Origin of the sequence: Hydrocarboniphaga sp. (genome assembly GCF_965279055.1) — a bacterium.
Lineage (GTDB): Bacteria > Pseudomonadota > Gammaproteobacteria > Nevskiales > Nevskiaceae > Hydrocarboniphaga.
Map to the genome: position 1 here is coordinate 441,400 of NZ_OZ257125.1, position 23,007 is coordinate 464,406.

Below are 23,007 nucleotides of genomic sequence, written 5' to 3' on the forward strand. Positions count from 1 at the left end.
GTCTCAGTCGCGGATAGGATCCGCTCCTACAAAAGCTCAGCTGGCGACGGCGCGTGTCGCCCGCTTCGGTGCACCACGCGACGCTTTACTGCGCGACGGCTGCCGCACCAGTTCGCCGATGAAGCGATGCAAGGTCTCGATCGCATCCTTGCGGCCGTCGCGCGCGTGCTCGCCCATGTGCGAGCGATACCAGTTTTCGTTGCCGAGAAAGCGGTCGACGTCGCTCGGCGTCAGCGTGGCGATGTCGCCGCGCATGCCGACACCCATGCGCTCGATCATGCAGGCGTTCAGGCGCTGCTCGAAGGCCTGCTCCGGCAGCGCCAGGATCGGCTTGCCGAAATGGATCGCCTCGCCGATCAGCTGGTTGCCGGCGGTGGAAATCACCGCGCGGCACTGCGCCAGATCGTTGATGAACCACTCGTTGCTCGGTGCGCGATATTCGATGTTGCCTTCGCGGCCGCGGCGCGGCGTGCCGTAGACCATCACCGGCTGGTCGAGCAGGCGCAGAGCGCGCTCGACGTGCGCCTGGTACTGGTGCTCGCCCTTGTTGAAATAGGCGAGCAGGAATTCCTTGGACTTCGGCCGTCCGCCAGCGCTGGCGCGCAGCACCTCGTCGCGCAGCATCGGGCCGACGATGCGCGTCGTGCTCTGGCGCGGCTCGGCCTGGTAGAAGCTGGAAATCAGCGTGCGGTCCGGCTGGCCCATCAGCGCGCGATAACCGATCGCGTCGCGCATGCCGGCCAGCCACAGGTCGGCCGGGAAATGCGGCTTGCACCAGGCGATGATGCCGACGTGGTCAAAGCTGATCCGCGGCAGCTTCAGCTGTGCGGCGGCTCGATGACTCCAGGCCTCGCTGTCGGAAATCACCAGCTGGATGCCGCGATCCTTGAACTCGCGCGTGACCTGCTCGATACCGGGACCGCCGAGCAGCAGATCGGCCAGCGGGCCGGCGTTCTCGCTGACCGTGCGCGGGATCGAATGGCCGCCGCGCGCGTTGTAGCGATAGCCGACCATCGGGATGCGCACCGTCGGGAACAGCGGCGCCAGCACGTCGTAGGCGTCGCCGGCGGTGAACACCGTGACCTCGTGCTGCTGCATCAGCGCCGGCAGCACGCTGAGGCTGCGCATCGCATGGCCGCGTCCGTAACCCATGACTCCGTAAGCGATCCGCATGGTCGGCTCCTGTCTGATTTTCCCAATGTCAGTCTGGTGGCCTTCGGTGCCGGCTTGATGATCGTTGCGAGAAGCTTTGGTTACATTCGGTGCCGGCCGTCTCACAAGCAGTTACATTTGGAGTTGGTTACAAGTTGTTTCAAAGCTTATGATCACCCCGTACGTGATCCCACGCATCCCCTGAAAACATGACCCTAGAAGCCCTGGCCAACCCCGAACTGTGGGCTGCGCTGCTGACCCTGACTGCGCTCGAAATCGTGCTCGGTATCGACAACGTGATCTTTCTGTCGATCATCGCCGGCAAGCTGCCCAAGGAGCAGCAGGCGCGCGCCCGCACGCTGGGCCTGGCCGGCGCGCTGATCACGCGCGTGGCGCTGCTGTTTTCGCTGGCCTGGCTGGCCGGCCTGACCGAGCCGATGATCACCGTCGCCGGCTTCGGCGCCTCGGGCCGCGACATGGTGCTGTTCTTCGGCGGCGCTTTCCTGCTGTACAAGGCGACCAAAGAAATCGTCGAAATGCTCAGCGGCCATCACGCCAGCGGCGAGCCGGGCTCCAAGATCAGGGCGCCGTCGTTTTTCTCCGCGATCGTGCAGATCATGATCCTGGACATCGTGTTCTCGCTGGATTCGGTGATCACCGCGGTCGGCATGACCAGCAACCTGCCGGTGATGGTCACCGCGATCACGATCGCGATCGTGACGATGATGTTCTTCGCCGGCCCGCTCGCCGCCTTCGTCGACCGCCATCCGACGGTGAAGATGCTGGCGCTGGCCTTCCTGATCATGATCGGCCTGGTACTGATGGTCGAGGGCCTGCACTTCCACGTGCCCAAGGCCTATGTCTACGTCGCGATGGCGTTTTCGGTCGGCGTGGAGTTGCTGAATCTGCGGCTGCGGCACAAGCTTGAGCATCCTTCCAGCTGACATCTGACGCCATGAGCCGCCGCATCATCCACACCGACAACGCTCCCGCCGCGATCGGCACGTATTCGCAGGCGGTGGCCTGCGGCAACACGGTCTACCTGTCCGGCCAGATTCCGCTGGACCCGAAGACCATGCAGCTGGTCAACGCGACGATCGAGGACGAGATCCACCAGGTGTTCAAGAACCTGGCCGCGGTGGCCGAAGCCGCCGGCGCCTCGCTGACGCATGTCGCCAAGCTCAATGTCTATCTGACCGACCTGACGCATTTCCCCAAGGTCAACGAGATCATGGGCAAATACTTCAGCCAGCCGTATCCGGCGCGAGCCGCGGTCGGCGTCGCCGCCTTGCCCAAGGGCGCGCGCGTCGAGGCCGATGCGGTGCTGGTGATCGACTAGCTTTTGACTTTGCTGGTCTCCTTCCCCTGCGCAGCGGGGGAAGGTTGGGATGGGGGCGTCTGCTGGCCGAAGCCTAGCTCCGCGACGTCCGCCCCCACCCTGACCCTCCCCCCGCAAGCGGGGGAGGGAACTCAAGATTGAGTGCTTGTTTTCAGGACCACTGCTCTGGTCACACGCGCCGCCAAAACCCCCGCTCAGAAACCGGTCGCACCCGATCGCGTCGATCTGCGCACGCGTCTCGCCGACTGGGCCGCCGCCGGCCCGCAGCTCGCCGGCGTGCTACGCAATCTGGGCCTGGAGACGATCGGCGATCTGCTGTTTCATCTGCCGACGCGCTACCAGGACCGCAGCCACGTCACCGCGCTGGCCGACCTCACGGACGGCGCCGACGCGCTGGTGCGGGCGCGGGTCGAGATTGCCGACGTGCGTTATGCCGGCCGGCGCCAGCTGCGGGTCGTGATTGCCGACGGTGACCGCGGCCTGCTGTTGCGCTTCTTCCATTTCAATGCGAGCCAGCAGGCGGCCTTCGTCAAGGGCCGCTGGGTGCAGGCTTACGGCGCGGTGCGCTTCGGTACGCAGGGGCCGGAGATGGTGCATCCCGAATATCGCGTCGCCGACGATACCGCCGCGTTCCAGATCAGCGACGCGCTGACGCCGATCTATCCGCTGACCGCCGGCATCACCCAGCCTCGGCTGCGCCGGCTGATCGAAGCCGCTTTGAAACTCGCCGCGACCGACGTGCATCTGGCCGCGCAATTGCCGGGCTTGCCGGCGCCGGATTCGCTGCCGGCGCTGCGCAGCCTGCATGCGCCCGGCGGCCCGGACGAGACCGCTTTGCTGGTCGAAGGAACCCATCCGGCGCAGCAGCGGCTGATCCGCGAGGAGCTGCTCGCGCACCAGCTGTGCATGCGCCTGCTGCGTCGCCAGGTTCGCACGCGGCCGGCGCCGCAGCTCGCGGATTTGAATAGCAGCGCCGACGCGCTCGAAGCGGTGCTGCCGTTCCGCTTCACTCAGGCGCAGCGCCGCGTGATAGCCGAAGTCGGCGTCGATCTTGCGGCGCGTCGGCCGATGCTGCGGCTGGTGCAGGGCGATGTCGGCAGCGGCAAGACGGTGGTGGCCGCAGCGGCGATGCTCGCCGCCGCACGCGGCGGTTATCAGAGCGCGCTGATGGCGCCGACCGAGCTGCTCGCCGAGCAGCACTACGCCAACCTGTCGCGCTGGTTCGCGCCGCTGGACATCGAGGTCGAATACCTCGCCGGCAAGATGAAGAAGAGCGAGCGCGAACGGCGGCTGGCTCGCGTCGGAAGCGGCGCCGCGCCCATCGTCGTCGGCACGCATGCGGTGTTTCAGAGCAGCGTCGCCTTCGATCGTCTTGCGCTGGTCGTCGTCGACGAGCAGCACCGCTTCGGCGTGCAGCAGCGCCTGTCGTTGCGCGACAAGGGGCCCAAGGGAACCTCGCCGCACCAGATGATCATGTCGGCGACGCCGATCCCGCGCACGCTGGCGCAGACGCTGTATGCGGATCTCGACGTGTCGGTGATCGACGAGCTGCCGCCGGGCCGCACGCCGGTGGCGACCGTGGTGGTCAACAACAACAAGCGCGACGACGTGCTCGCTCGCATCGGTGAAGCCGCGCGTGCAGGCCGCCAGGTTTACTGGGTCTGCACGCTGATCGAGGAGTCCGACGAGCTCGACGCGCAGGCCGCCGAAACCACGGCCGAACAGCTGCGCGCCGATTTGCCGGATTTGCGCATCGGCCTGGTTCACGGGCGTTTGAAGTCCGACGAAAAGGACGCGCAGATGCACGCGTTCAAGAACGGCGAGACGCAGTTGCTGGTCGCGACCACGGTGATCGAAGTCGGCGTCGACGTGCCCAACGCCAGCATCATGGTCATCGAAAACGCCGAGCGTCTCGGCCTGGCGCAACTGCACCAGCTGCGCGGCCGCGTCGGCCGCGGCGCCACTGCCAGCCAATGCGTGCTGATGTACCAGGTACCGCTGTCGAACACCGCGAAAAGCCGGCTCGAAACGATGCGCTCGACCACCGACGGCTTCAAGATCGCGCAGGCCGACCTGGAGCTGCGCGGCCCCGGCGAAATCCTCGGCCGCCGTCAGACCGGTGTGATCGGCCTGAAGATCGCCGAGCCGGTACGCGACTCGGCGCTGATCCCGCCGCTGCAGCAGCTCGCCGACGACTGGCTGGAGCGCTATCCGCTGGATGCGCAGCGGCTGATCGCGCGCTGGGTCGGCGACGTCGAGAAATACGGCCAGGTGTAGCCGCTGCCCGGTGCTGGATAAGTCCATCACCTCGTTGGCGCCGTCCGACACGAAGTAGGTCGTGACGCCACCGACGGTCTTGCTCCTCCGCCTTCCCAGCGGATCGTAGGCGTAAGTGCTGGTGCCGGCCTTCCTCAGCCGGTTCTCTTCGTCGTACTCGTAGGTGTTGCTGCCGTCGCTGGTCAGGTTGCCGTTGGCGTCGTAGCTGTAGGTCGTGCCGCCGACATTGGCGTACTGGTTCAGGCTATTGGGCGTGTAGGCCGTGGTCGGGGTGGCGGGTTTGTATTCGTAGGCGTTGTCGCTGACCGTCTGCGTCGTGATCTGGTGCGCGCCGTTGTGCGTGAAACCGTAGACCAGGCTGCCACCGCTGTAGGTCTGCGTCAGGCTTTGCAGGTCGTCGTCGTTCTCGTAGGTATAGGCGGTGCTGGTGCCGTCGAAGTAGGAGAGCGTGCCGACTCTCGACAGCGGGTCGTAGGCGTAATCCGCCAGCGGGGTCGCGCCGCTGGTGATCGTGTCGAGCCGCTCGCCGTTGTCGTAGGTGTAGGTCGGTGCCCAGCTGCTGCCCAGGCTGTAGGCGGTCACCGTCTCCCGGCTGCCCGCCGCGTTGTACGTGTACGTGACGTTGCCGACGGTGCTGCCCAGCGCGTTGAGCAGGCTGTCCTGCACCTGGTTCAGCCTTCCCGCATTGTCGTAGCGGTGCTTGAGCGTCTGGCCGTCGGCGGTGACGTCCCACTTCCTCGATGCCAGGTCGTAGTTCGTGGTCAGGGTTCGGGCGTAGTGGCCGGCGGCATTGGCCGGGACGGTGCGGCTGGTTTCGCGGTTCAGGTCGTCGTAGGCCGTGCTGATCGTCTTGCCGTTGCGGTTGCGCTTGCTCGTGAGGTTGCCGTTGTCGTCGTAGCCGTATTCCTCGTACAGCGCGCTGCCGCCGGGGGTGGTGCTGCAATGGGTCGCGCCCGGGAAGCAGCTCCGCCACAGCCGGCCGTAGCCGTCGTACAGGTACGTGGTGAGGTTGCTGTTGGCGTCGGCCACCGTCGCGGTCTGGCCATCCGGCGTGTAGGTATACGTGGCATACGTGATCTGATCGGTGCTGCCAAAGCCTTTGAAAAGCTTGATCACCTGCCCTGCGTCGTCGTATTTGGTGCGCGTCGTCCGGCTTACTCCCGAATCGATCTGCTGGATCACGTCCTGCGGACGGTCGAGGGCGTCGTAGTTCGTGTCCGTCGTGTAGCCGTCGGGGTCGGTGACGATGTCCACTTGGTCGGTGGCGGTGTAGCTCGTGGTCGTGGTCTGCCAGTGCGCGGCGTTGTTGAGGTTGGGGCTGCAGACCTTGGCGCGCTTGACCGCCGTCTTCAGGCCGCCGGTGTAGACAATGTCCGTTCGCCCGCAGGTCGGCGTCGGTTCGGTGACGCGGTACACCCGGCGCGAGTCGTCGTAGGTGTAGGCGGTGGTGTGGCTTCTGCCGTCGGTCACGCTGCTGATGTTGCCGCGGGTGTCGTAGCCGTAAGTCGTGGTGAAGTTGAGGCCGGCGGGGTCGACGTGCCGGCCGGTGCGGTTGCCTGATCCGTCGTAGTCGTAGTCGACCTTGATGTTCGTCGGATCGAGCAGGTAGTCGATCAGGCCGGCGGATGTGTAGAAGTATTGCGTCGTCGGCTTGATGTTGCTCAGGTTGTTCTTGGCGTCGAAGACGGCGGCTTGCTCGACCGTGCTCACCTGGCAGGTCGTCGCGTTGTAGGTCCAGGTGGTCAGCTTGCCCTTCGCATCCGTGACCGTCTTGATCTTGCCGCAGCCCGGATCATAGGTCGCGTTCACCGTCAGCGACGCCGGCACGACCGGGGTGAGCAGCTGGCTCGGCGTCTGGCTGAGCTGCGTCACGCTCCCGCGGAAGTCGTATTGAAAGCCGGTCTGGATACCGCCGGGGCTGACGCGTTCGATCACGCGGTTCAGGCCGTCGTATTGCGCCGTGCTCGTGCGCCCCAGTTCGTCGGTGAAGCTCGTCGCTCGCGTCCACGGGTCGTAGTACACCGTGTAGCTGTTGCCCGCCGGGTCCACCCGCTCGCCGCGCGTGCCGCCGCTGATGTAGAAAAGGGTTGCGTTTCGCGTGCCCGGGTATTCGATCGCCTGGGCGTCCTTGTATTTCGATACCCGGCCCACTTCGTCGTAGGTGAGGTGCGCCTTGGCGTTGACGGTGTCCGAGGCGCTGTAGGTGTCGGTCAGGTAGGGCGCGCAGCGCGGGCGGATCGTGCGGTCCGGCCAGCTGCCCAGGTTGCAGTTGCCCGGTCCGTAGGTGACCCTCGAGACTTCGCTGGTCACGTTGTAGGCGTTCACCGGGTGGGTCGTCGTGGCGCTGGCGCAGTCGTACGTCGTGCTGTGGCCCAGGTTGTCGTCCGCCGACTGGAAGTTGCAGGCGTCCCAGTCGCTCTGGTTGCTGCCGAAGACCAGGTTGATCCGGCGCCCCAGCGAGTTCTGCACGTAGGCCAGCAAGTCGTCGCTGTAGTTCGGGTTGGCGGAGGCGACATAGCCCAGCGACAGCGACACCCCCTGCGGCCAGTTCCAGGTCGTCAGGTGCCAGCCGTGGTGTCCGCCGTAGTGGTAGGGCTGCACCGGGTCCTGGTTGTAGCGGTACCAATGCCCGAAGGTCTGCACGTCCTTGGCCGGCGAGGTCAGCGTGAAGCCGACGTTGCTGTAGTTCCATTTCAATCCGTAGCCGTAGGGCGCGCCGGTCTGCGTCAGCTGCCAATAGCGGGAGCCGTCGCCGGGCTGGTAGCCGCTGGGGGGATTGAAGCTGCCGTCGGGCAGGCGCACGAAAACCTTCGAGGTGCCCCCCGCCGTGTAGGTGACGGCGTTGAAGCGAATCTGCTCCGCCCACCAGGCCTGGATGAACGGCGCCAGCACCCAGCGCCGCAGCAGGTTGACGTTGGTGCCCGGCTCCGTCGCGTAGATCTGCTGCGTGGCGTACAGCGCCACCAGGGTGCCCGCCGCTTCCAGCGTCGAGCTCTGGCCCAGTGCCTCGGCACCGCTGCTGCCCATCGCGATGCGATGGTCGAGGTTGTGCGTCCAGCCCTTGCCCAGGCCCGGGCTGTGTGCGGCACCCGGCTTGAAGCTGCGCTGCAGGCTCAGCCGGTACGGAAACTCGCCCAGGCCCACCGACACATCCTCGCCCGGGCTGTAGCTGAAGTCGCCCCCCGCCAGGTCCACGCCCAGGTCGTTGCTGCGGTCCTTGAACTGGTCCTTTACCAGGTCCGCCGAGTGATCGGGCGCATATTCGGTGTCGTACACCGGCGGGTCGCCGGCGCTGCCGCCCTTGTAGCGGCGGCCCTGGGCATCAGTGACGATGCTCGCCGTGGTCACTCCGTCGGCGGCGAACGCCTGGAACGCGGCGCCGCGCTCCAGGTAGGCCACCTCGGATGAGGTCTGGCAGGTGTCGGTACCATTGAGGCATTTGCGGCCCGGCCCCATGAACTGGTTGGCAGCAACCAGCACCCGGTAGTTCGCAGCCGTGTAGAGCGCGGTGTCGTCGTAGACCGAGGGGTAGAAATACGGAGCAGGTCCTTGCGGAAAGAAGTCGTCCGTCGTGGCTGCGCTCGTGAGCAGGTAGTAGCGCATCGACGCCGTTTCCGCCGTCCCGGACTGGAAGCGGTGCGCCACCGACGCCGGCGTCGCCGTGCCGCTCAGCTGCTCGAACTGGCTGCCTTCCAGTGTGTCGGCTGCGGCCGACAGGGAACGCGACAGCGTGCTGCGATTGGTGGTGGAGCCGTTTTCGCTGTTGAGGCTGACCGCGGTGTCGACGTCGATGACCAGGCCGCCCTGTGACACGCTCCAGTTGTTGGAGCCCACCGGGATCGTCGAGGTCACCAGGCTGCGCCGATAGGCCACCCCGACGCTGTGATGCTGCTGATGCACCGCCGACAGCTGCCGGCTCTGGATCATCGCCATCCGCGAGTACTGCGCAAGCCAGCCCGAATACGCCTGCGTGATCGAAGATTCGCCGTTGGGCTGCTCGGGCTTGTCGGGCTCGTTCTCGCAGCCGCTGCAGGGGCTGGTCTCGGGCAGCAGCCTGTCGTAATCCTGCTCGGCAACCAGCTTCGTCTGCAGCCTGTCGCTGACCTCGCCCAGTCCGAGGACGATGGCGACCGGAGAGGTGAAATCGGCGTCCTTGAGCACGGCGTTGTTGCCGGTGAGATCCAGGTAGCTTCCACTATTGGCCGCATAAGGATGATCGATGCTGATTCGAACGTATTCGTGCCGGCCGCTCGGCCCGTCGGCGCAGGTATAAGTGGGGCCGTAGTAGAGCCCGTCGACCTTGAAGCGCGTCGTGCATTCACTCCATCCGCTGGAGTTCAGATAATTGTCGTAGGCAACGCGGCGGCCATAGATCTCGTCTGCGTACAAGGTTTGTGTCAGCACCGCGGTCGTCGTATTGAGCAGCACCATTTCGATGGTGACCCGGGTGCGGAAAATGTCGGGGACGCCGGCTGCCCAGGCCGCACTCGCCGTGCCGTATGCGAGCGTGGTTTGCCGCACAATGTCGCTGGCCGCGACAATGTCCTTGCGGCCGATCACGTCGTCGATCTGCTTGCTGGCGTAACCGTTGCTTCTCAGGTAGGCAACCAGCGTATTGGCGTACGAGGTCAGCTGCGTCGATGCGCCGCCTCCGTTGACGTTGCTGACATAGGGGATTTGCACCGAGCCGGTGTTGCTGGTACCCGATGTCGCCGTCTGGAACCCGCTCGACATGCCGGACTGGGCCGCGTTCAAAAAGCTGGTTTCGCTCCAGCCCATCGCGGTGCCGAGATTGATCGGCGAGGTGCGCGCATGCGGCTTGTAACTCGGATCGAAAACGTAGTTCGTACCGCCGATGTCGACCTGTACCCAGACATGCAGGAACGTGATCGTGCCGACATTGAGCCCAGAGGCGGTGACGTTTGCCGGAATGCCGCCGTCGGCGAAAATTCTCTTGACCGCTGCCAAGTTCTGCGTCCCCAGCCAGGCTTCCAGCTGGGCACCGGTCAGCGTGGCAGTGCCGCGGATGTAGCTCGCGGTATATCCGGATTGGCGCAGCAGCTCGACCATCAGCTGTGCCTGGTCGAAGGCGGTGCCCGAGCGATCGATCAACGCACCGAGCGCACCTTTTTGCAGCCCGAAGATCGGCACGATCTCGATGTTGTTGCGGACGTACTCGTAGATTAGGTCGACATCGTTCTTGAGCGCGTCGGCGAGTGCCCTGATCTCCAGCGGATAGTTGTTCGCCCAGATGATGCCGGTACTGCTCGTGACGCAGTCGTGCTGCGTGCAGTAGTAGTCGACGGCTGCAGTGGTGGAGACAGGATCGGCCCCGGTTGAGGCAACCGTGAATGCCGGAATTGCGCTGGCCTGCGCACAGGATGCCGCAGTGCAAAGCGCCAGTGCGAGTAACGCCTGAGACCACGGTTTCGATATGGACATCTACCGTTCCCCACTATGTGTTTTGGCAACGCCGCTTACGGACAAACACCGCCACTGCAGATCGTGACTTGCGCGTCTTCTGTATAGGCACTGCAACCGACGTTATTGCAGGCGCGCACCCGCACATCCCACTCGACGCTCGCCGAGCCGCTCTGGATCGCTCCGGCATAGCTGGTGGCGGTGCCCGAATAGACCAGGGCCTGCCCATTTCCGCCCGTGGTCCTTTCTTTGTAGAGCTCGTAGGCGGTGACCGTACCGGCAGAGGCGCCCCAGTTGACGCCGAAGGTATTGCCGGTGAGGTTCGACTGAGACGCCGGAACGATCGGCCCGGGCACACCCGGGATAACCAGTTGGCTCTCCTGGATCGACCCGCTGCCGCTGCTCGGCGAGCCGATCCCGGCGCCATTGCTTGCGCTCGTCAGGCTGATGCTGAAGGTCTCCGGCGTGGCCCCTTCGTTTGCCGCGTCTGCGACGGTATTCACCGTGATTGGCCTGGTGGCATCCGCTGATCCAAACACCAGCGGCGAGGCGGTTGCGACGTTGAAGTCGGTGCCGCTGATGGCCGTCCCATTTACCGGTACGAAGCTGACCGAGTGGCTAAGCTTGGTCGCATTGGTCTTGGTCACGGTGAATGCCATCGATCCGCCTTCGACGACGCTGGACGGATTGGCCCCGCTGATGGTGAAGACCGGGGCCGGATCGTTATCGTTGATCGTGGTGGTGACGCTGCTCGTGCCCAGCGTCGCGCCGGCAGTGGGTGTATTGATCGAGGCGCTGAACGTGCGGTTCTGGTCGAACACGGCGTCGTCCAGCGTATTGACCGGGAACGTCTTCGGCGAGTCCGTAGGCGCGAAGGTGAATTGGCCGCTGACGGGCGTGTAATCGACCCCCGCTGCGGCTGTCCCTGGCGTGGTCATGTAATTGACCGAATGCGTCAGCGCGGTCGCATTGGTCCTGGTGACGGTATAGGTCGCGGTATTGGATTCGGTAACCGCCGTCGGGCCGGAGATCGAGAAGATCGGCGCGGGATCGAGCGTATTGTTGTTGCCTACGGTGACGGTCGCCGTCGAGTTTCCGATCTGCACGGCGGGGTTCGACGTGCTGATCGAAACCGTGAAACTCAAGTCGGTGTTGTATTTACCGTCCCGAATGGTAGCGACAGGGAATGAGCCCGAAGACTGGCCCGCCAGCAGCGTGTACGAATTCTGCGGCGGGGTGTAATTGACGGAAGCGGTCGCCGACCCGTTTGCCGCGGCTACTGTCAACGCGACCGCAGAAGCGGTATGGCCGCTGCGCGAGATCTGCAGGGAGATGGCATTCCCCTCCACGCCGCTGGCCGTCAGAGCGATCGAAACGGTCGAGAGGCCGCTCGAGCCGATGCTCAGCGATTGCCGGCCGCATCGTAGATGTAACTCTGAGCCGTACTGTCTTCGTAGGAGACGCCCTTGAGCCGGCCCAGATTGTCGTAGGTATACGTGGCGGTTCCCGACGCTGCGTCGGCCTTGCCCACTGCCGAGAGCGCTACAAGAAGCGCGATACTCCGTAGGAACAATTGGCAATGCATGGTTTCCATTCCCTCGAACTCTCCGAGTTGAGAGCTCTACAGCATCGACTGGATTTCATATCCTTTTTATCCACGACATGCGACAGCATGTCGGCCCCTTTAGTGAGTCTAACGCGAACTTGTAGCCATCCGTCTAGGCTCAGGCATGCAATGCCTGTCCAGACTTGAGCAGCGTCACAATGGCAGTCATCGCATTCTGCCGGCTGAGCAAGAATGGGACCGCGGCCGTGCCGACTTGCATGCGCTAGTCGCACCAGTCAAACCGACCGAGACTCGCGATGAAGCCCGAAGCCACCATCGAAACGCTGAGCAGTGCGCCATTCGCATCGAGCGCGCGGTCGCGCCTTTTGGCCGCAATGTTCGCCGAAGGTGATACGCCGCCGACGCTGGACGAAATGGCGCGCGCCGCTGCGCCCTCGCCGTTCCACTTCCATCGCATCTATCGCGCGCTGCTAGGAGAAACTGTGGCGCAGACCGGCGCGCGGCTGCGCATGTCGCGCGCGGTGCACTTGCTGATGGAGCCTTCGCGGCCGATCACCGCGGTGGCGATGTCGACCGGCTTTGCGACCCCGCAGGCGTTCGCGCGCGCGTTCCGTGGCTTCACCGGCTATAGCCCGAGCCAGGCACGCTACGCCGATCCGCAGCAGTTCGGCGCGGTGCTCGATCCGCCGCTGGACGCCCAGGGCCAGCCGGCGCCACTGGCGGTGCGCGTGGTGTCGCTGGAGCCTTTCGAAGTGCGCACTTTGCGCCATGTCGGTGATCACGCTGGCCTGTTCGAGGTCTATGACCGCCTGTTCGGCTGGGCCGGCGAGCAGGACCTGCTCGACCGTCTTCGCGGCCTGTTCGGACTGCCTATCGACGATCCGCGCGATGTGCCGGTGTTCCGCTTCGATGCGGCGCTGGCGATCTGCGGCGCGACGCCCGATGCCGAGGGCATCGGCCGCTCGCAACTGGGCGGTGGGCGCTATCTTGTCGCGCGCCTGCAAGTCAGTTGGGAGGACGGCCTGGAGCCGCTGCTGGACCGGCTCTATCTGCACGCGCTGCTGCGGTCCGGCCTCGCGCCGGGCGAGCGCCCGCTGCACTACGAATATCTGAACCATCCCGAGCACATGCCCGAAGGCGACGGGCAGACCGATCTGTACCTGGCGGTGCGCTGATCGCGCCGCGCGGCGCGGCTACACTGCTGCGCTATGAACACCGCGCCGCCGCCCGGACTGCTGCAGCAGTTCGCGATCTACCTGCGCCTGATGCGCTTCCACAAGCCGATCGGGATCTACCTGCTGTTGTGGCCGACCTTGTGGGGGCTATGGCTGGCGGCCGGCGGCCTGCCGCCGTTGAAAGTGTTCGTCGTGTTCGTGCTCGGCACGGTGCTGATGCGTGCCGCCGGCTGCGTGATCAACGACTACGCCGATCGCGACTTCGACGGTCACGTCGCGCGCACGCGCGATCGACCGATCGCGGCCGGCGCGGTGCAGCCGAGCGAAGCCGTGCGGCTCGCGGTCGTACTGGCGCTGATCGCGTTCGGCCTGACCACGTCGTTGCACAGCGTGCCGGTGCTGCTGCTGTCGGTGCCGGCGGTGATCACCGCGGCGGTATATCCGTTCATGAAGCGCTACATCAGCGTGCCGCAGGCGGTGCTCGGCCTGGCGTTTTCCTGGGGCATTCCGATGGCCTACGTCGCGGTGCGCGGCAGCGCGCCGGTTGCGGAAGTCGCGGCCCTGATGCTGGCCAACCTGTGCTGGGTGGTCGCCTACGACACCTACTACGCGATGGCCGATCGCGAGGACGACCTCAAGCTCGGCGTCAAATCCAGCGCGATCTTCTTCGGCCGCCACGACCGCAGCGTGGTGATCGCGCTGCAGGTAGCGGCGCTGGTGCTGCTGGCCGGTCTCGGCGCGTCGCGCCATCTGGCCTGGCCGTATTTCGCCGGCCTCGCCGGCGCCGCGGCGACAGTGATCCATCAGGCGCAGCTGACGCGGCGTCGCGAGCCGGCAAAGTGCTTCGCGGCGTTCTTGAACAACAATCTGTTCGGGGCGTCGGTGTTTCTGGGGTTGATGCTCTCGTTGATGATGTAGTGGCGCGCGAAAGCGGCGGCTCATCGGCCGCGCGCCACAATCGCTGCGTCCGATTGCGGCGGCGCTGCGTAATTGCGTGCATCGATCCTGTCGGAGAAATTCCTTGCTGCGTTTTCTGAGCCTGCTGTTCGGCGCGCTGTTCGGTACGGTTGGCTGCACCACCTACCAGGGACGCCCGGAAGGACCGGCCCCGCAGCGTGTCGACACCGAATACCAGCTGCGTCGCGACCAAGTGTTCACGCCCCCGGGCTGGCCGCAGGCATTGAAGGCCGATGTCTATCTGCCCGAAGGCCGCGGACCATTTCCGGCAGTGTTGGTGATTCACGGTGGCGGCTGGGATTCCGGCGATCGCGACCAGGTCGCCGGTATTGCCAAGCGGCTGGCCAAGCGCGGCTACGTCGCGGTCAACACCCAATATCGACTGGCGCCGGGCGCGATCTATCCGGCGCAGTTGCAGGACGTGCAGCAGGCGGTGCTGTGGATGCGCGCGAACGCGGCGGAATACCACATCGATCCGACGCGCATCGCCTCGTTCGGCTATTCCGCCGGCGCGCATCTGGCGGCGCTGCTCGGCGGTGTCGGCGAAACCGGACCGCTGGGCAAGCCCGGCGCCGCGGTGCAGGCGGTGGTCGCCGGCGGCACGCCGACCGATCTGACCAAGTGGCCGGCCGGCAAATTGGTGCCGCAGCTGATCGGCGGTGATCGCGCGCACAAGCTCGCCGAGTACAAGGCCGCATCGCCGGTGAGCTACGTCAACGCCGGCGATCCTCCGGTGTTCCTGTACCACGGCGGCGCCGACAAGCTCGTGCCGATCGATCACGCCGAGGACTACAAGCAACTGCTAGACGCCGCCGGCGTGCCCTGCGAGCTGTTCGTGCTGCGCGGCCGCGGGCACATCCTGGCGTTTCTGACCGACGGGCCGGCGGTAGAGGCGGCGATCGGCTTCCTCGATCGCCATCTGCGCTAGCCCGGGCTACGGGGTCCTTGCCGCCGACCAGACCTCGATTGTCGCCGCGCCGGCCTTGCGGCAGACGCGCGCCAGCTCGTCGAACGTCGCGCCGGTGGTCATCACATCGTCGACCAGCGCGACATGCCGGCCCTGCAGCGAAGGCGAGGCGCTGAACAGGCCGCGCAGGTTGGCGCGGCGCGCGCTGGCGCTCTGGCCGATCTGGTCGCGGCCGGCGCCGTGACGCCGCAGGCTGCGGGTGTCGACCGGCAGATCCAGCCTTGCGCCGAGTTCGCGCGCCAGCAGCAGCGCCTGGTTGTAGCCGCGGCCGGCGAGTCGCCGCCAGTGCAGCGGTACCGGCAGCAACAGCTCGGGCAGAGGCCTGGCGCGGCTGCGCAGCTCGCAGGCCATCAGCTCGCCGAGCACGCGCGCCTGCTCGAAGCGCGCGTGGTACTTCAGCCCGAGCAGTCCGCTGTGCACCGGCGCAGCCAGCACGAAGGCCGACCAGGCCTGGTCGAAGCGCCGCGGCCGGCGCAGGCAACGCGGACAAGACAGGCCGGTCGATGACGGCAGCGCGCAGCCGGGACAGGCGAGACGATTCCAGGGCAGGCCGTAGCGGCAGCCCTCGCAGCAGCCGCTGCCGGCCGTGCCGGCGCCGCAGTACAGGCAGCTTGGTGCGGCGGCGAGATCCAGCCAAGGCCGGAAGTTGTAAACCCGAGACCAGTCGATCAAGTTGACATCTCCCCGGCCGGCTTAGGACACTGCCGGCCTTCGTGTTCACCGCCAAGACTCACGCCATGCAGAACGATATCCGCCACGACTGGACCCGCGCCGAGGTCCAGGCCCTGTTCGACATGCCGTTCATGGACTTGATGTTCCAGGCGCAGACGCTGCACCGCCGCTATCACCAGCCGAACACGGTGCAGCTGTCGACGTTGCTGTCGATCAAGACCGGCGCCTGCCCGGAAGACTGCGCCTACTGCCCGCAGTCGGTGCGTTTCGAAACCGGCCTGGCGAAAGAGCCGCTGATGGAAGTCATGGCCGTGGTCGACGCGGCCCGAGAGGCCAAGGCCAATGGCGCGACGCGCTTCTGCATGGGCGCGGCCTGGCGCAGCCCCAAGGACAAGGACCTGCTGAAAGTCGAAACCATGGTGCGCGAGGTCAAGTCGCTGGGCCTGGAAACCTGCGTGACTTTGGGCATGCTCAAGGATCACCAGGCCCAGCGTCTCGCCGACGCCGGCCTGGATTACTACAACCACAATCTCGATACCTCGCCCGAGTACTACGAAAAGATCATCAGCACGCGCACCTACGAAGATCGCCTGGAGACGCTCGCCAATGTGCGCGCGGCCGGCGTCAAGGTGTGCAGCGGCGGCATCGTCGGCATGGGCGAGCAGACCGCCGATCGCGCCGAACTGCTGCGCCAGCTGGCGACGCTGGAAGTGCATCCCGAGAGCGTGCCGATCAACGATCTGGTGCAGGTCGACGGCACGCCGCTGGCGCTGGGCAAGGTCACGCCGATCGACGGCCTCGATTTCGTGCGCGTGATTGCGGTGGCGCGGGTGATGATGCCGAAGTCCTCGGTGCGCCTGTCCGCCGGCCGCACGCAGATGAGCGACGAGACGCAGGCGATGTGCTTCATGGCCGGCGCCAACTCGATCTTCTACGGCGACAAGCTGCTGACCACCGAAAATCCGCAGAACCTGCGCGACCGCGCGCTGCTGGCCAAGCTCGGCATGCAGATCGAAGGCAAGGTAACCACCGAAGTCGCCATCGGCGATCGCGAAGCCTGCCATGTGCAATGCGATCATCACCACGAGGCGGCGCACGAACACGCTACGGCTTGAGCCGTGAGCGAACTCCTGCCCCCTCTCCCGCACGCGGAAAGGGGAAATAAAAGCATGCTCGACGCGCGCCTTGCGCCGGTGCTCGACGATCTGCGCTCGCGCTCGCTGTACCGCGTGCGCCGCGTCGTCGACGGCAGGCACGCGGTACGCATGAAGGTCGACGGCCGCGACTGCATCAATTTCTGCAGCAACGACTATCTCGGCCTGGCCAGTGATCCGCGCGTGGCGGAAGCCGCCAGCAATGCGTTCGCGCGCGTCGGCACCGGCAGCAGCGGCTCGGCGCTGATCAGCGGCTACAACGCCGAACATCGCGCGCTCGAAGAAGAGCTCGCCGACTTTCTTGGCCGCCCGCGCGCGTTGCTGTTCTCGACCGGCTGGGCGACCAATATGGGCGTGCTCAAGGCGCTGCTCGGCCGCGGCGACGCGGTGGTCGCGGATGAGCTCAATCACGCCTCGCTGATCGACGGCGCGCGCGCCAGCGGCGCGCAGTATTGGCGCGTCGCGCATGCCGACTTGAACGCCTACGAGCGCGCCTTGCAGCAGGCCGCGCTGGATCGGCGCTTTGCAGTGCTGGTCACCGATGGCGTGTTCAGCATGGATGGCGACATCGCCGATCTGCCGGCGCTGGCGCAACTCGCGCGGCACAGCGGCGCGGCGCTGATGGTCGACGACGCGCATGGCTTCGGCGTCCTCGGCGAGCGCGGCCGCGGTAGTGCGGAACTGCTCGACGTCGAGCCCGAGGTGCTGGTGGCGACGCTCGGCAAGTCGCTGGGTTGCGCCGGTGGTTTCGTCGCCGGCTCGGAAACCCTGATCGAATACCTGGTGCAGAAGGCGCGCACCTGGGTGTTCTCGACCGCGCCGCCGCCGGCGATCGCCGCGGCCGGCCGCGCGGCGCTGCGCATCGTTCGCGCCGAACCGGAGCTGCGCGCGCGGCTGCACGCCAACATCGCGCGCTTCGTCGATGGCGCGCGCGAGCGCGGCCTGCCGGTCGACGAGCGCGCGGTGTCGACGCCGATCCAGCCCCTGCTCGTTTACGACGATGCGCGCGCATTGCAGCTGTCGCGCGAGCTGATGTCGCGCGGTTTCTGGGTCGCCGCGATCCGCCCGCCGACGGTGCCGCGCGGCACGGCGAGGCTGCGCATCACCTTGTCGGCCGCGCACGAGTTCGCGCAGATCGACGGGCTGCTGGATGCGCTGGCGCAGAGCCTGCGCGCGCTGCCCGTACCCTACGGACTGTAGGAGCGGGCTTGCCCGCGACTGAGACCTTGACGAGCACAGTCGCGGGCAAGCCCGCTCCTACAGTTGCGGATCTGGCGGAATGAAAACCCTGTTCATCACCGGCACCGACACCGGCGTCGGCAAGACCCATGTCAGCTCGCTGCTGCTGAGCGCCGCGCGCGCCGCTGGCGTCCGTGCCTGCGGCTACAAGCCGGTCGCCAGCGGCTGCGAGCGGATCGACGGCGAGCTGCGCAACGAGGACGCGCTGGCGCTGCAGGCCGCGGCCGGCACGCGCGAGCCTTACGCGGCGATCAACCCTTACGCCTTCGAGCCGGCGATCGCGCCGCACATCGCCGCGCGCCAGGCCGGCGTGACGATCGATTTGGGGCGGCTCACGCAAGGCGCGCAGCAGCTCGAAGCGCGCCACGACTGGCTGCTGGTCGAAGGCGCCGGCGGCTGGCTGGTGCCGCTGAACGAGCAGGCCAGCTTCGCCGACTGGGTCGCGGCGCATGGCTGGCCGGTGCTGCTGGTGGTGGCGATGCGCCTGGGCTGCATCAATCACGCGCTGCTGAGCGCCGAGGCGATCCGCAGCCGCGGCCTGAGGCTGATCGGCTGGGTCGCCAACGAGCTACCGCCGGCGCAGCCGCAGGTCGACGACAACGTCCGCACGCTGGAGCAGCGACTCGACGCGCCGCTGCTGGCGCGCCTTTCGTGCGGTGCCGCCGGGGCGATGGCGGGCGACGGCCTGCTTCAGGGGCTGCGCGCCCGGCTGCCGGCGCGCTGATCCATTCGCCGCACTAATCCGATCGGATAGAAAGCTTTGCCGGTGCTGGCGGCATCCTCTACAATCCGCGGGCTCGAATGTTGTGCCTGCTCTGGGGCTGTCTTCCCGCCATGTCGACCACGCGCATCGTCATCGGACCCAATGCCTCCCTGGATTTTCGGGGTGCGATCTGGTTCCTGGGGTCGCTGAGCGCGTTGGCTTTAACCGTTGCGATGGTCTGCGTCTTTATCGGTTTCTGGCCGGTACTGCCGTTTGCGGGCGCGGAGCTGATGGCGGTGACGGCGGCGGTCTGGGTCAGTCTCAGGCGCAACCGCTACCGCGAGGTGGTGACCGTGGACGAGAGCCGCTTGCGGGTCGAGTTCGGGCTCGCCGGCCGCGACGGGCAGGGTGGAGCCCGTTCTAGTGTGGAGTTCCCGCGCCCCTGGGTGCGGGTGGTGATCGAGGCAGGGGCGCATCGCCACGATCCCCGGCGTTTGTGGCTGTGCTGTTCGGGGCAACGGGTCGGCATAGCCCGCTGCCTGACGGACGAGGAGCGTGAGGCCTTGGCCGCACGGTTAAAAGAATTGATATCAGTGAAACCGGCGTGGGGCCGGTCGCTCGCCACCGAGAGGGCCGATGAGCCCGCTGGGAAGCCTTTTGGAGATTAGACGCATGCAGAAGATGCTGGGGTGGGCGCGGGTTGGCGCTCTCGTGAGCTCTCTATTCGCCAGCGGTTCGGCGCTTGCCTACACCGGCTCCAAATGGAACATGCCGGAAGGCGTGACCGAAATCAGCCATGAAGTGCATCACCTGCACATGATGGCGTTCTGGGTCTGCGTCGCCATCGGCGTCGTCGTGTTCGGCGCGATGTTCTATTCGGTGTTCGCGCATCGCAAGTCCAAGGGCGCGGTGGCCGCCAAGTTCCATGAATCGACCCTGGTCGAGATCATCTGGACCGGCATCCCGTTCCTGATCCTGATCGGCATGGCGATCCCCGCCGCGGCGACGCTGGTGAAGATGGACAACACCCACAACGCCGAGCTGAACATCAAGATCACCGGCTACCAGTGGAAATGGCAGTACGAATACCTCGGTGAGGACGTCTCCTACTTTTCGACGCTCGCCAGCGCCTCGAACAAGGCGCGCCAGCTGAACTCCGGCATCGACGTCAACACCGTGCCGAACTACCTGGTCGACGTCGACCACGAGCTGGTGCTGCCGGTCGGCAAGAAGATCCGCTTCCTGATCACGTCCAACGACGTCATCCACGCCTGGTGGGTGCCGGCGATCGCGGTCAAGAAGGACGCGATCCCGGGCTACATCAACGAAATCTGGACCAAGATCGACGAGCCGGGCACCTATCGCGGTGTCTGTGCCGAGCTTTGCGGCCGCGATCACGGCTTCATGCCGATCGTGGTGCGCGCGCTGCCGGAAGAGGATTTCAAGGCCTGGCTGGCCGAGCAGAAGAAGGGTGGCCAGCAGGTCGCGTCGACGGCGCCGGTCGCGGCTGCTCCGGCCGCTGCCGCGATGCCTGCCGCCGATTCCGGCAGTGCTGCGGTCGCCGCTCCGGACACCAAGGTCGCTGCCGCCGCTACCGCCCCGGCCGCCCCGGCTGCCGCTGCTGCTCCGGCCGCTGCCGGCAAGAGCAAGGACGAATTGCTCGAGGCAGGCAAGAAGGTCTACATGGCCAACTGCGCCGCCTGCCATCAGCCCGCCGGCACCGGCATGCCGCCGACCTTCCCGGCGCTGGCCGGCAGCAAGGTCGTCAACGGCCCCAAGGATGCGGTCATCAGCCAAGTGCTGCACGGCAAGAACATGATGCCGCCGTTCCCGCAGCTGTCGAACGACGACATCGCCGCGGTGACCAGCTACGTGCACAGCTCCTGGGGCAACAAGGGCGAGATCGTGCAGGCCGCCGACGTCGCCGCCGCCCGCAAGTAAGCAGCGCCTTTCACTGCTAACGAACAGAAATCAGTAGTCGAGTTTTTCGGAGTTCCAATGGCTCACACCGATCACACCACGCATCTGCACGACGATCATCACGAGCACCATGGTCCGCCCAGCGGCATCATGCGCTGGATCAAGACCACCAATCACAAGGACCTCGGTACCTTGTATCTGGTGTTCGCGTTCACGATGTTCTTCATTGGCGGCCTGATGTCGCTGGTGATCCGCGCCGAGCTGTTCCACCCGGGCCTGCAGTTCGTGCGTCCCGAGTTCTTCAACTCGATGACGACGCTGCATGCGCTGGTGATGATCTTCGGCGGCGTCATGCCGGCGTTCACCGGCCTGGCCAACTGGATGGTGCCGATGCAGATCGGCTGCTCCGATCTGGCACTGCCGCGCGTCAACAACTGGGGCTTCTGGATTCTGCCGTTCGCGTTCGCGCTGCTGCTGTCGACGCTGTTCATGCCGTCCGGCGGCCCCGCCGGCGGCTGGACCATGTACCCGCCGCTGGTGCTGCAGATGGGCGAGGGTTTCCCGTTCCTGATCTTCGCGGTTCACTTGATGGGTATCAGCTCGATCACCGGCGCGATCAACGTCGCCGTGACGATCCTGAACATGCGCGCGCCGGGCATGACGCTGCTGAAAATGCCGCTGTTCTGCTGGACCTGGCTGATCACCGCGTATCTGCTGATCGCGACGATGCCGGTACTGGCCGGCGCCGTGACCATGCTGCTGACCGACCGCTACTTCGGCACCAGCTTCTTCACCGCCAGCGGCGGTGGTGACCCGGTGTTGTTCCAGCACGTATTCTGGTTCTTCGGTCATCCCGAGGTCTACATCCTGATCCTGCCGGCCTTCGGCATCGTCAGCACGATCATCCCGACCTTCGCCCGCAAGACGCTGTTCGGCTACGACTCGATGGTCTACGCGACCGCGTCGATCGCGTTCCTGAGCTTCATCGTCTGGGCGCATCACATGTTCACGGTCGGCATGCCGCTGGCCGGCGAGCTGTTCTTCATGTTCAGCACGATGCTGATCGCGGTGCCCACCGGCGTGAAGGTGTTCAACTGGATCGCGACGATGTGGCGCGGCTCGATGAGCTTCGAGACGCCGATGCTGTTCGCGGTGGCCTTCGTGTTCCTGTTCACCATCGGCGGCTTCTCCGGCCTGATGCTGGCCATGGCGCCGGTGGACTTCCAGTACCACGACACCTACTTCGTGGTCGCGCACTTCCATTACGTGCTGGTGCCGGGCGCGGTGTTCTCGATCATCGCCGGCGTCTACTACTGGATCCCGAAATGGACCGGCCGCATGTACAGCGAGTTCTGGGGCAAGACCCATTTCTGGCTGTCGGCAGTGTTCATCAACGTGACCTTCTTCCCGCAGCACTTCCTCGGTCTGGCCGGCATGCAGCGCCGCGTGCCCGACTACGCGGTGCAGTTCACCGACTTCAACGAGATCTCGACGATCGGCGCGTTCGGTTTCTTCCTGAGCCAGTTCATCTTCATCTTCAACATGATTCGCTGCATGTCCAAGAGCGGCCAGCCGGCCACCGCGCAGGTCTGGGAAGGCGCGCATGGCCTGGAGTGGACGGTGCCGTCGCCGGCGCCGTATCACACCTTCGAAGTGCCGCCCTACGTCGGTGACGACGCGACCTCGCACCTGCACGACACCGCCAAGGCGCACTGAACGTGAATGACGTGGGCGAAGCCGATCGCAAGCGCGCCAGGCGCAACGTGACCTTGGCGATCGTCCACGTCGGCCTTGCGATCATCGTGCTGGCCGGCTTCGTCTACGCGCAGATGCATCGTTGAGCCAGGGCAGCGACAACGCGGTCAGCAGGGGCCTGTCGTCGGCCAAGCGCAATGCGCTGGTGCTGGTCGTCGTCGTCGTCGGCATGTTCGGTTTCGGCTACGCGACGGTGCCGCTGTACAACGCGCTGTGCGAGTTCACCGGTCTTAACGGCAAGGTGTCGAGCGAAGCGGTCAAAGAAGCAACGTTTGGAAAGACGGCCGTCGCGGCGGTGGATACCAGCCGCGAAGTGAAAGTGCAGTTCGTGACCACCGTCAACGGCGGCCGCGACTGGCAGTTCCGGCCGATGCAATCGTCGGTCACGGTGCACCCGGGGCAGTTCGTTACGGTCATGTTCCATGCCCGCAACACCCAGGACGGCGATCTGGTGGCGCAGGCGGTGCCCAACGTGGCGCCGATCGAAGCCGCCAAGTACCTGCACAAGTCGGAGTGTTTCTGCTTCAACAACCAGCCGTTCAAGGCCGGTGAAGAAAAGATGATGCCGGTGCGTTTCGTGCTCGACCGCGAAATCCCGCCGGAAGTGGATACGGTAACCCTGTCGTATACTTTTTTTGACGTGACCGAGGCGGCTGCGAAAGCGGCGGCCAAAGCAGCACCGAAAAGCTAGCTAGAACAAGCGAGACAC

At 65.8% G+C, this 23,007-nt stretch carries 18 protein-coding genes and 1 pseudogene; 14 read left to right on the forward strand and 5 right to left on the reverse strand.

What is annotated here, in order from left to right; translation table 11 throughout:
* Positions 1 to 36: 36 nt before the first annotated feature.
* Positions 37 to 1,173 (reverse strand): glycosyltransferase family protein, encoded by a 1,137-nt coding sequence (locus ACQZF9_RS02110; protein ID WP_428311628.1) that lies wholly within the window; start codon positions 1,171 to 1,173, stop codon positions 37 to 39.
* A gap of 188 nt (positions 1,174 to 1,361) precedes the next feature.
* Here ACQZF9_RS02110 and ACQZF9_RS02115 point away from each other — a divergent pair, with 188 nt between their 5' ends.
* The 3 genes from ACQZF9_RS02115 (at position 1,362) to recG (ending at position 4,768) form a co-directional block, all read left to right on the forward strand.
* Positions 1,362 to 2,096, forward strand: coding sequence for a TerC family protein (locus tag ACQZF9_RS02115; protein ID WP_428311629.1), 735 nt, complete (start codon positions 1,362 to 1,364; stop codon positions 2,094 to 2,096).
* A gap of 11 nt (positions 2,097 to 2,107) precedes the next feature.
* Positions 2,108 to 2,491, forward strand: a complete 384-nt coding sequence (locus ACQZF9_RS02120) for a RidA family protein (protein ID WP_428311630.1) — start codon at positions 2,108 to 2,110, stop codon at positions 2,489 to 2,491.
* Positions 2,492 to 2,632: 141 nt separating this feature from the next.
* Positions 2,633 to 4,768, forward strand: a complete 2,136-nt coding sequence (gene recG, locus ACQZF9_RS02125) for an ATP-dependent DNA helicase RecG (protein WP_428313501.1) — start codon at positions 2,633 to 2,635, stop codon at positions 4,766 to 4,768.
* A gap of 4,896 nt (positions 4,769 to 9,664) precedes the next feature.
* On the opposite strand, the pseudogene ACQZF9_RS02130 reads toward recG, so the two are convergent.
* From ACQZF9_RS02130 to ACQZF9_RS02140, 3 genes and pseudogenes are all read right to left on the reverse strand, one after another.
* Positions 9,665 to 10,210: pseudogene (locus ACQZF9_RS02130) on the reverse strand (transglutaminase domain-containing protein); the annotation flags it as partial.
* Positions 10,211 to 10,245: 35 nt separating this feature from the next.
* Positions 10,246 to 11,538, reverse strand: a complete 1,293-nt coding sequence (locus tag ACQZF9_RS02135) for a Calx-beta domain-containing protein (protein ID WP_428311631.1) — start codon at positions 11,536 to 11,538, stop codon at positions 10,246 to 10,248.
* A gap of 53 nt (positions 11,539 to 11,591) precedes the next feature.
* Entirely contained in the window at positions 11,592 to 11,720 is a 129-nt protein-coding gene (locus ACQZF9_RS02140; RefSeq protein WP_428311632.1) for a hypothetical protein, read from the reverse strand.
* 332 nt (positions 11,721 to 12,052) lie between these two features.
* On the opposite strand from ACQZF9_RS02140, the gene ACQZF9_RS02145 reads away from it, so the two are divergent.
* The 3 genes from ACQZF9_RS02145 to ACQZF9_RS02155 all read left to right on the forward strand — a co-directional run bounded on the left by ACQZF9_RS02145 (position 12,053) and on the right by ACQZF9_RS02155 (position 14,816).
* The gene (locus ACQZF9_RS02145; protein ID WP_428311633.1) at positions 12,053 to 12,931 is read left to right on the forward strand and encodes an AraC family transcriptional regulator; all 879 of its coding nucleotides are present in this window, start codon (positions 12,053 to 12,055) and stop codon (positions 12,929 to 12,931) included.
* A gap of 33 nt (positions 12,932 to 12,964) precedes the next feature.
* Positions 12,965 to 13,849, forward strand: coding sequence for a 4-hydroxybenzoate octaprenyltransferase (gene ubiA, locus ACQZF9_RS02150; protein ID WP_428311634.1), 885 nt, complete (start codon positions 12,965 to 12,967; stop codon positions 13,847 to 13,849).
* Between the two features lie 103 nt (positions 13,850 to 13,952).
* On the forward strand, positions 13,953 to 14,816 hold the full coding sequence (locus ACQZF9_RS02155) for an alpha/beta hydrolase fold domain-containing protein (protein ID WP_428311635.1): 864 nt from the start codon (positions 13,953 to 13,955) through the stop codon (positions 14,814 to 14,816).
* A gap of 6 nt (positions 14,817 to 14,822) precedes the next feature.
* Here ACQZF9_RS02155 and ACQZF9_RS02160 read toward each other — a convergent pair whose 3' ends face one another.
* Positions 14,823 to 15,527, reverse strand: coding sequence for a ComF family protein (locus ACQZF9_RS02160; protein WP_428311636.1), 705 nt, complete (start codon positions 15,525 to 15,527; stop codon positions 14,823 to 14,825).
* A 65-nt stretch (positions 15,528 to 15,592) separates the two neighbouring features.
* Between ACQZF9_RS02160 and bioB the strand changes: the two genes are divergently transcribed.
* The 8 genes from bioB (at position 15,593) to ACQZF9_RS02200 (ending at position 22,989) form a co-directional block, all read left to right on the forward strand.
* Positions 15,593 to 16,642, forward strand: coding sequence for a biotin synthase BioB (gene bioB, locus ACQZF9_RS02165; protein ID WP_428311637.1), 1,050 nt, complete (start codon positions 15,593 to 15,595; stop codon positions 16,640 to 16,642).
* A 54-nt stretch (positions 16,643 to 16,696) separates the two neighbouring features.
* Entirely contained in the window at positions 16,697 to 17,881 is a 1,185-nt protein-coding gene (bioF, locus tag ACQZF9_RS02170) for an 8-amino-7-oxononanoate synthase (protein ID WP_428311638.1), read from the forward strand.
* A 79-nt stretch (positions 17,882 to 17,960) separates the two neighbouring features.
* A complete protein-coding gene (gene bioD / locus ACQZF9_RS02175; RefSeq protein ID WP_428311639.1) occupies positions 17,961 to 18,644 on the forward strand; it encodes a dethiobiotin synthase in 684 nt (227 codons plus the stop codon).
* Between the two features lie 110 nt (positions 18,645 to 18,754).
* Positions 18,755 to 19,291, forward strand: coding sequence for a DUF2244 domain-containing protein (locus tag ACQZF9_RS02180; RefSeq protein ID WP_428311640.1), 537 nt, complete (start codon positions 18,755 to 18,757; stop codon positions 19,289 to 19,291).
* Positions 19,292 to 19,334: 43 nt separating this feature from the next.
* Entirely contained in the window at positions 19,335 to 20,564 is a 1,230-nt protein-coding gene (gene coxB, locus ACQZF9_RS02185) for a cytochrome c oxidase subunit II (protein WP_428311641.1), read from the forward strand.
* Between the two features lie 57 nt (positions 20,565 to 20,621).
* Positions 20,622 to 22,259, forward strand: coding sequence for a cytochrome c oxidase subunit I (gene ctaD / locus ACQZF9_RS02190; protein ID WP_428311642.1), 1,638 nt, complete (start codon positions 20,622 to 20,624; stop codon positions 22,257 to 22,259).
* A gap of 2 nt (positions 22,260 to 22,261) precedes the next feature.
* Positions 22,262 to 22,384, forward strand: a complete 123-nt coding sequence (locus ACQZF9_RS02195; RefSeq protein WP_428311643.1) for a hypothetical protein — start codon at positions 22,262 to 22,264, stop codon at positions 22,382 to 22,384.
* Positions 22,381 to 22,989, forward strand: coding sequence for a cytochrome c oxidase assembly protein (locus ACQZF9_RS02200; RefSeq protein ID WP_428311644.1), 609 nt, complete (start codon positions 22,381 to 22,383; stop codon positions 22,987 to 22,989). Before ACQZF9_RS02195 ends, ACQZF9_RS02200 begins: the two co-directional genes overlap by 4 nt.
* Positions 22,990 to 23,007 lie beyond the last annotated feature (18 nt).

Coding starts and splice junctions, on each gene's coding strand:
- ctaD (WP_428311642.1), top strand. CDS start 20,622: ATGGCTCACACCGATCACACCACGCATCTGCACGACGATCATCACGAG.
- bioD (WP_428311639.1), top strand. CDS start 17,961: ATGAAAACCCTGTTCATCACCGGCACCGACACCGGCGTCGGCAAGACC.
- ACQZF9_RS02115 (WP_428311629.1), top strand. CDS start 1,362: ATGACCCTAGAAGCCCTGGCCAACCCCGAACTGTGGGCTGCGCTGCTG.
- ACQZF9_RS02145 (WP_428311633.1), top strand. CDS start 12,053: ATGAAGCCCGAAGCCACCATCGAAACGCTGAGCAGTGCGCCATTCGCA.
- ACQZF9_RS02120 (WP_428311630.1), top strand. CDS start 2,108: ATGAGCCGCCGCATCATCCACACCGACAACGCTCCCGCCGCGATCGGC.
- ubiA (WP_428311634.1), top strand. CDS start 12,965: ATGAACACCGCGCCGCCGCCCGGACTGCTGCAGCAGTTCGCGATCTAC.
- bioF (WP_428311638.1), top strand. CDS start 16,697: ATGCTCGACGCGCGCCTTGCGCCGGTGCTCGACGATCTGCGCTCGCGC.
- ACQZF9_RS02110 (WP_428311628.1), bottom strand. CDS start 1,173: ATGCGGATCGCTTACGGAGTCATGGGTTACGGACGCGGCCATGCGATG.
- ACQZF9_RS02180 (WP_428311640.1), top strand. CDS start 18,755: ATGTCGACCACGCGCATCGTCATCGGACCCAATGCCTCCCTGGATTTT.
- bioB (WP_428311637.1), top strand. CDS start 15,593: ATGCAGAACGATATCCGCCACGACTGGACCCGCGCCGAGGTCCAGGCC.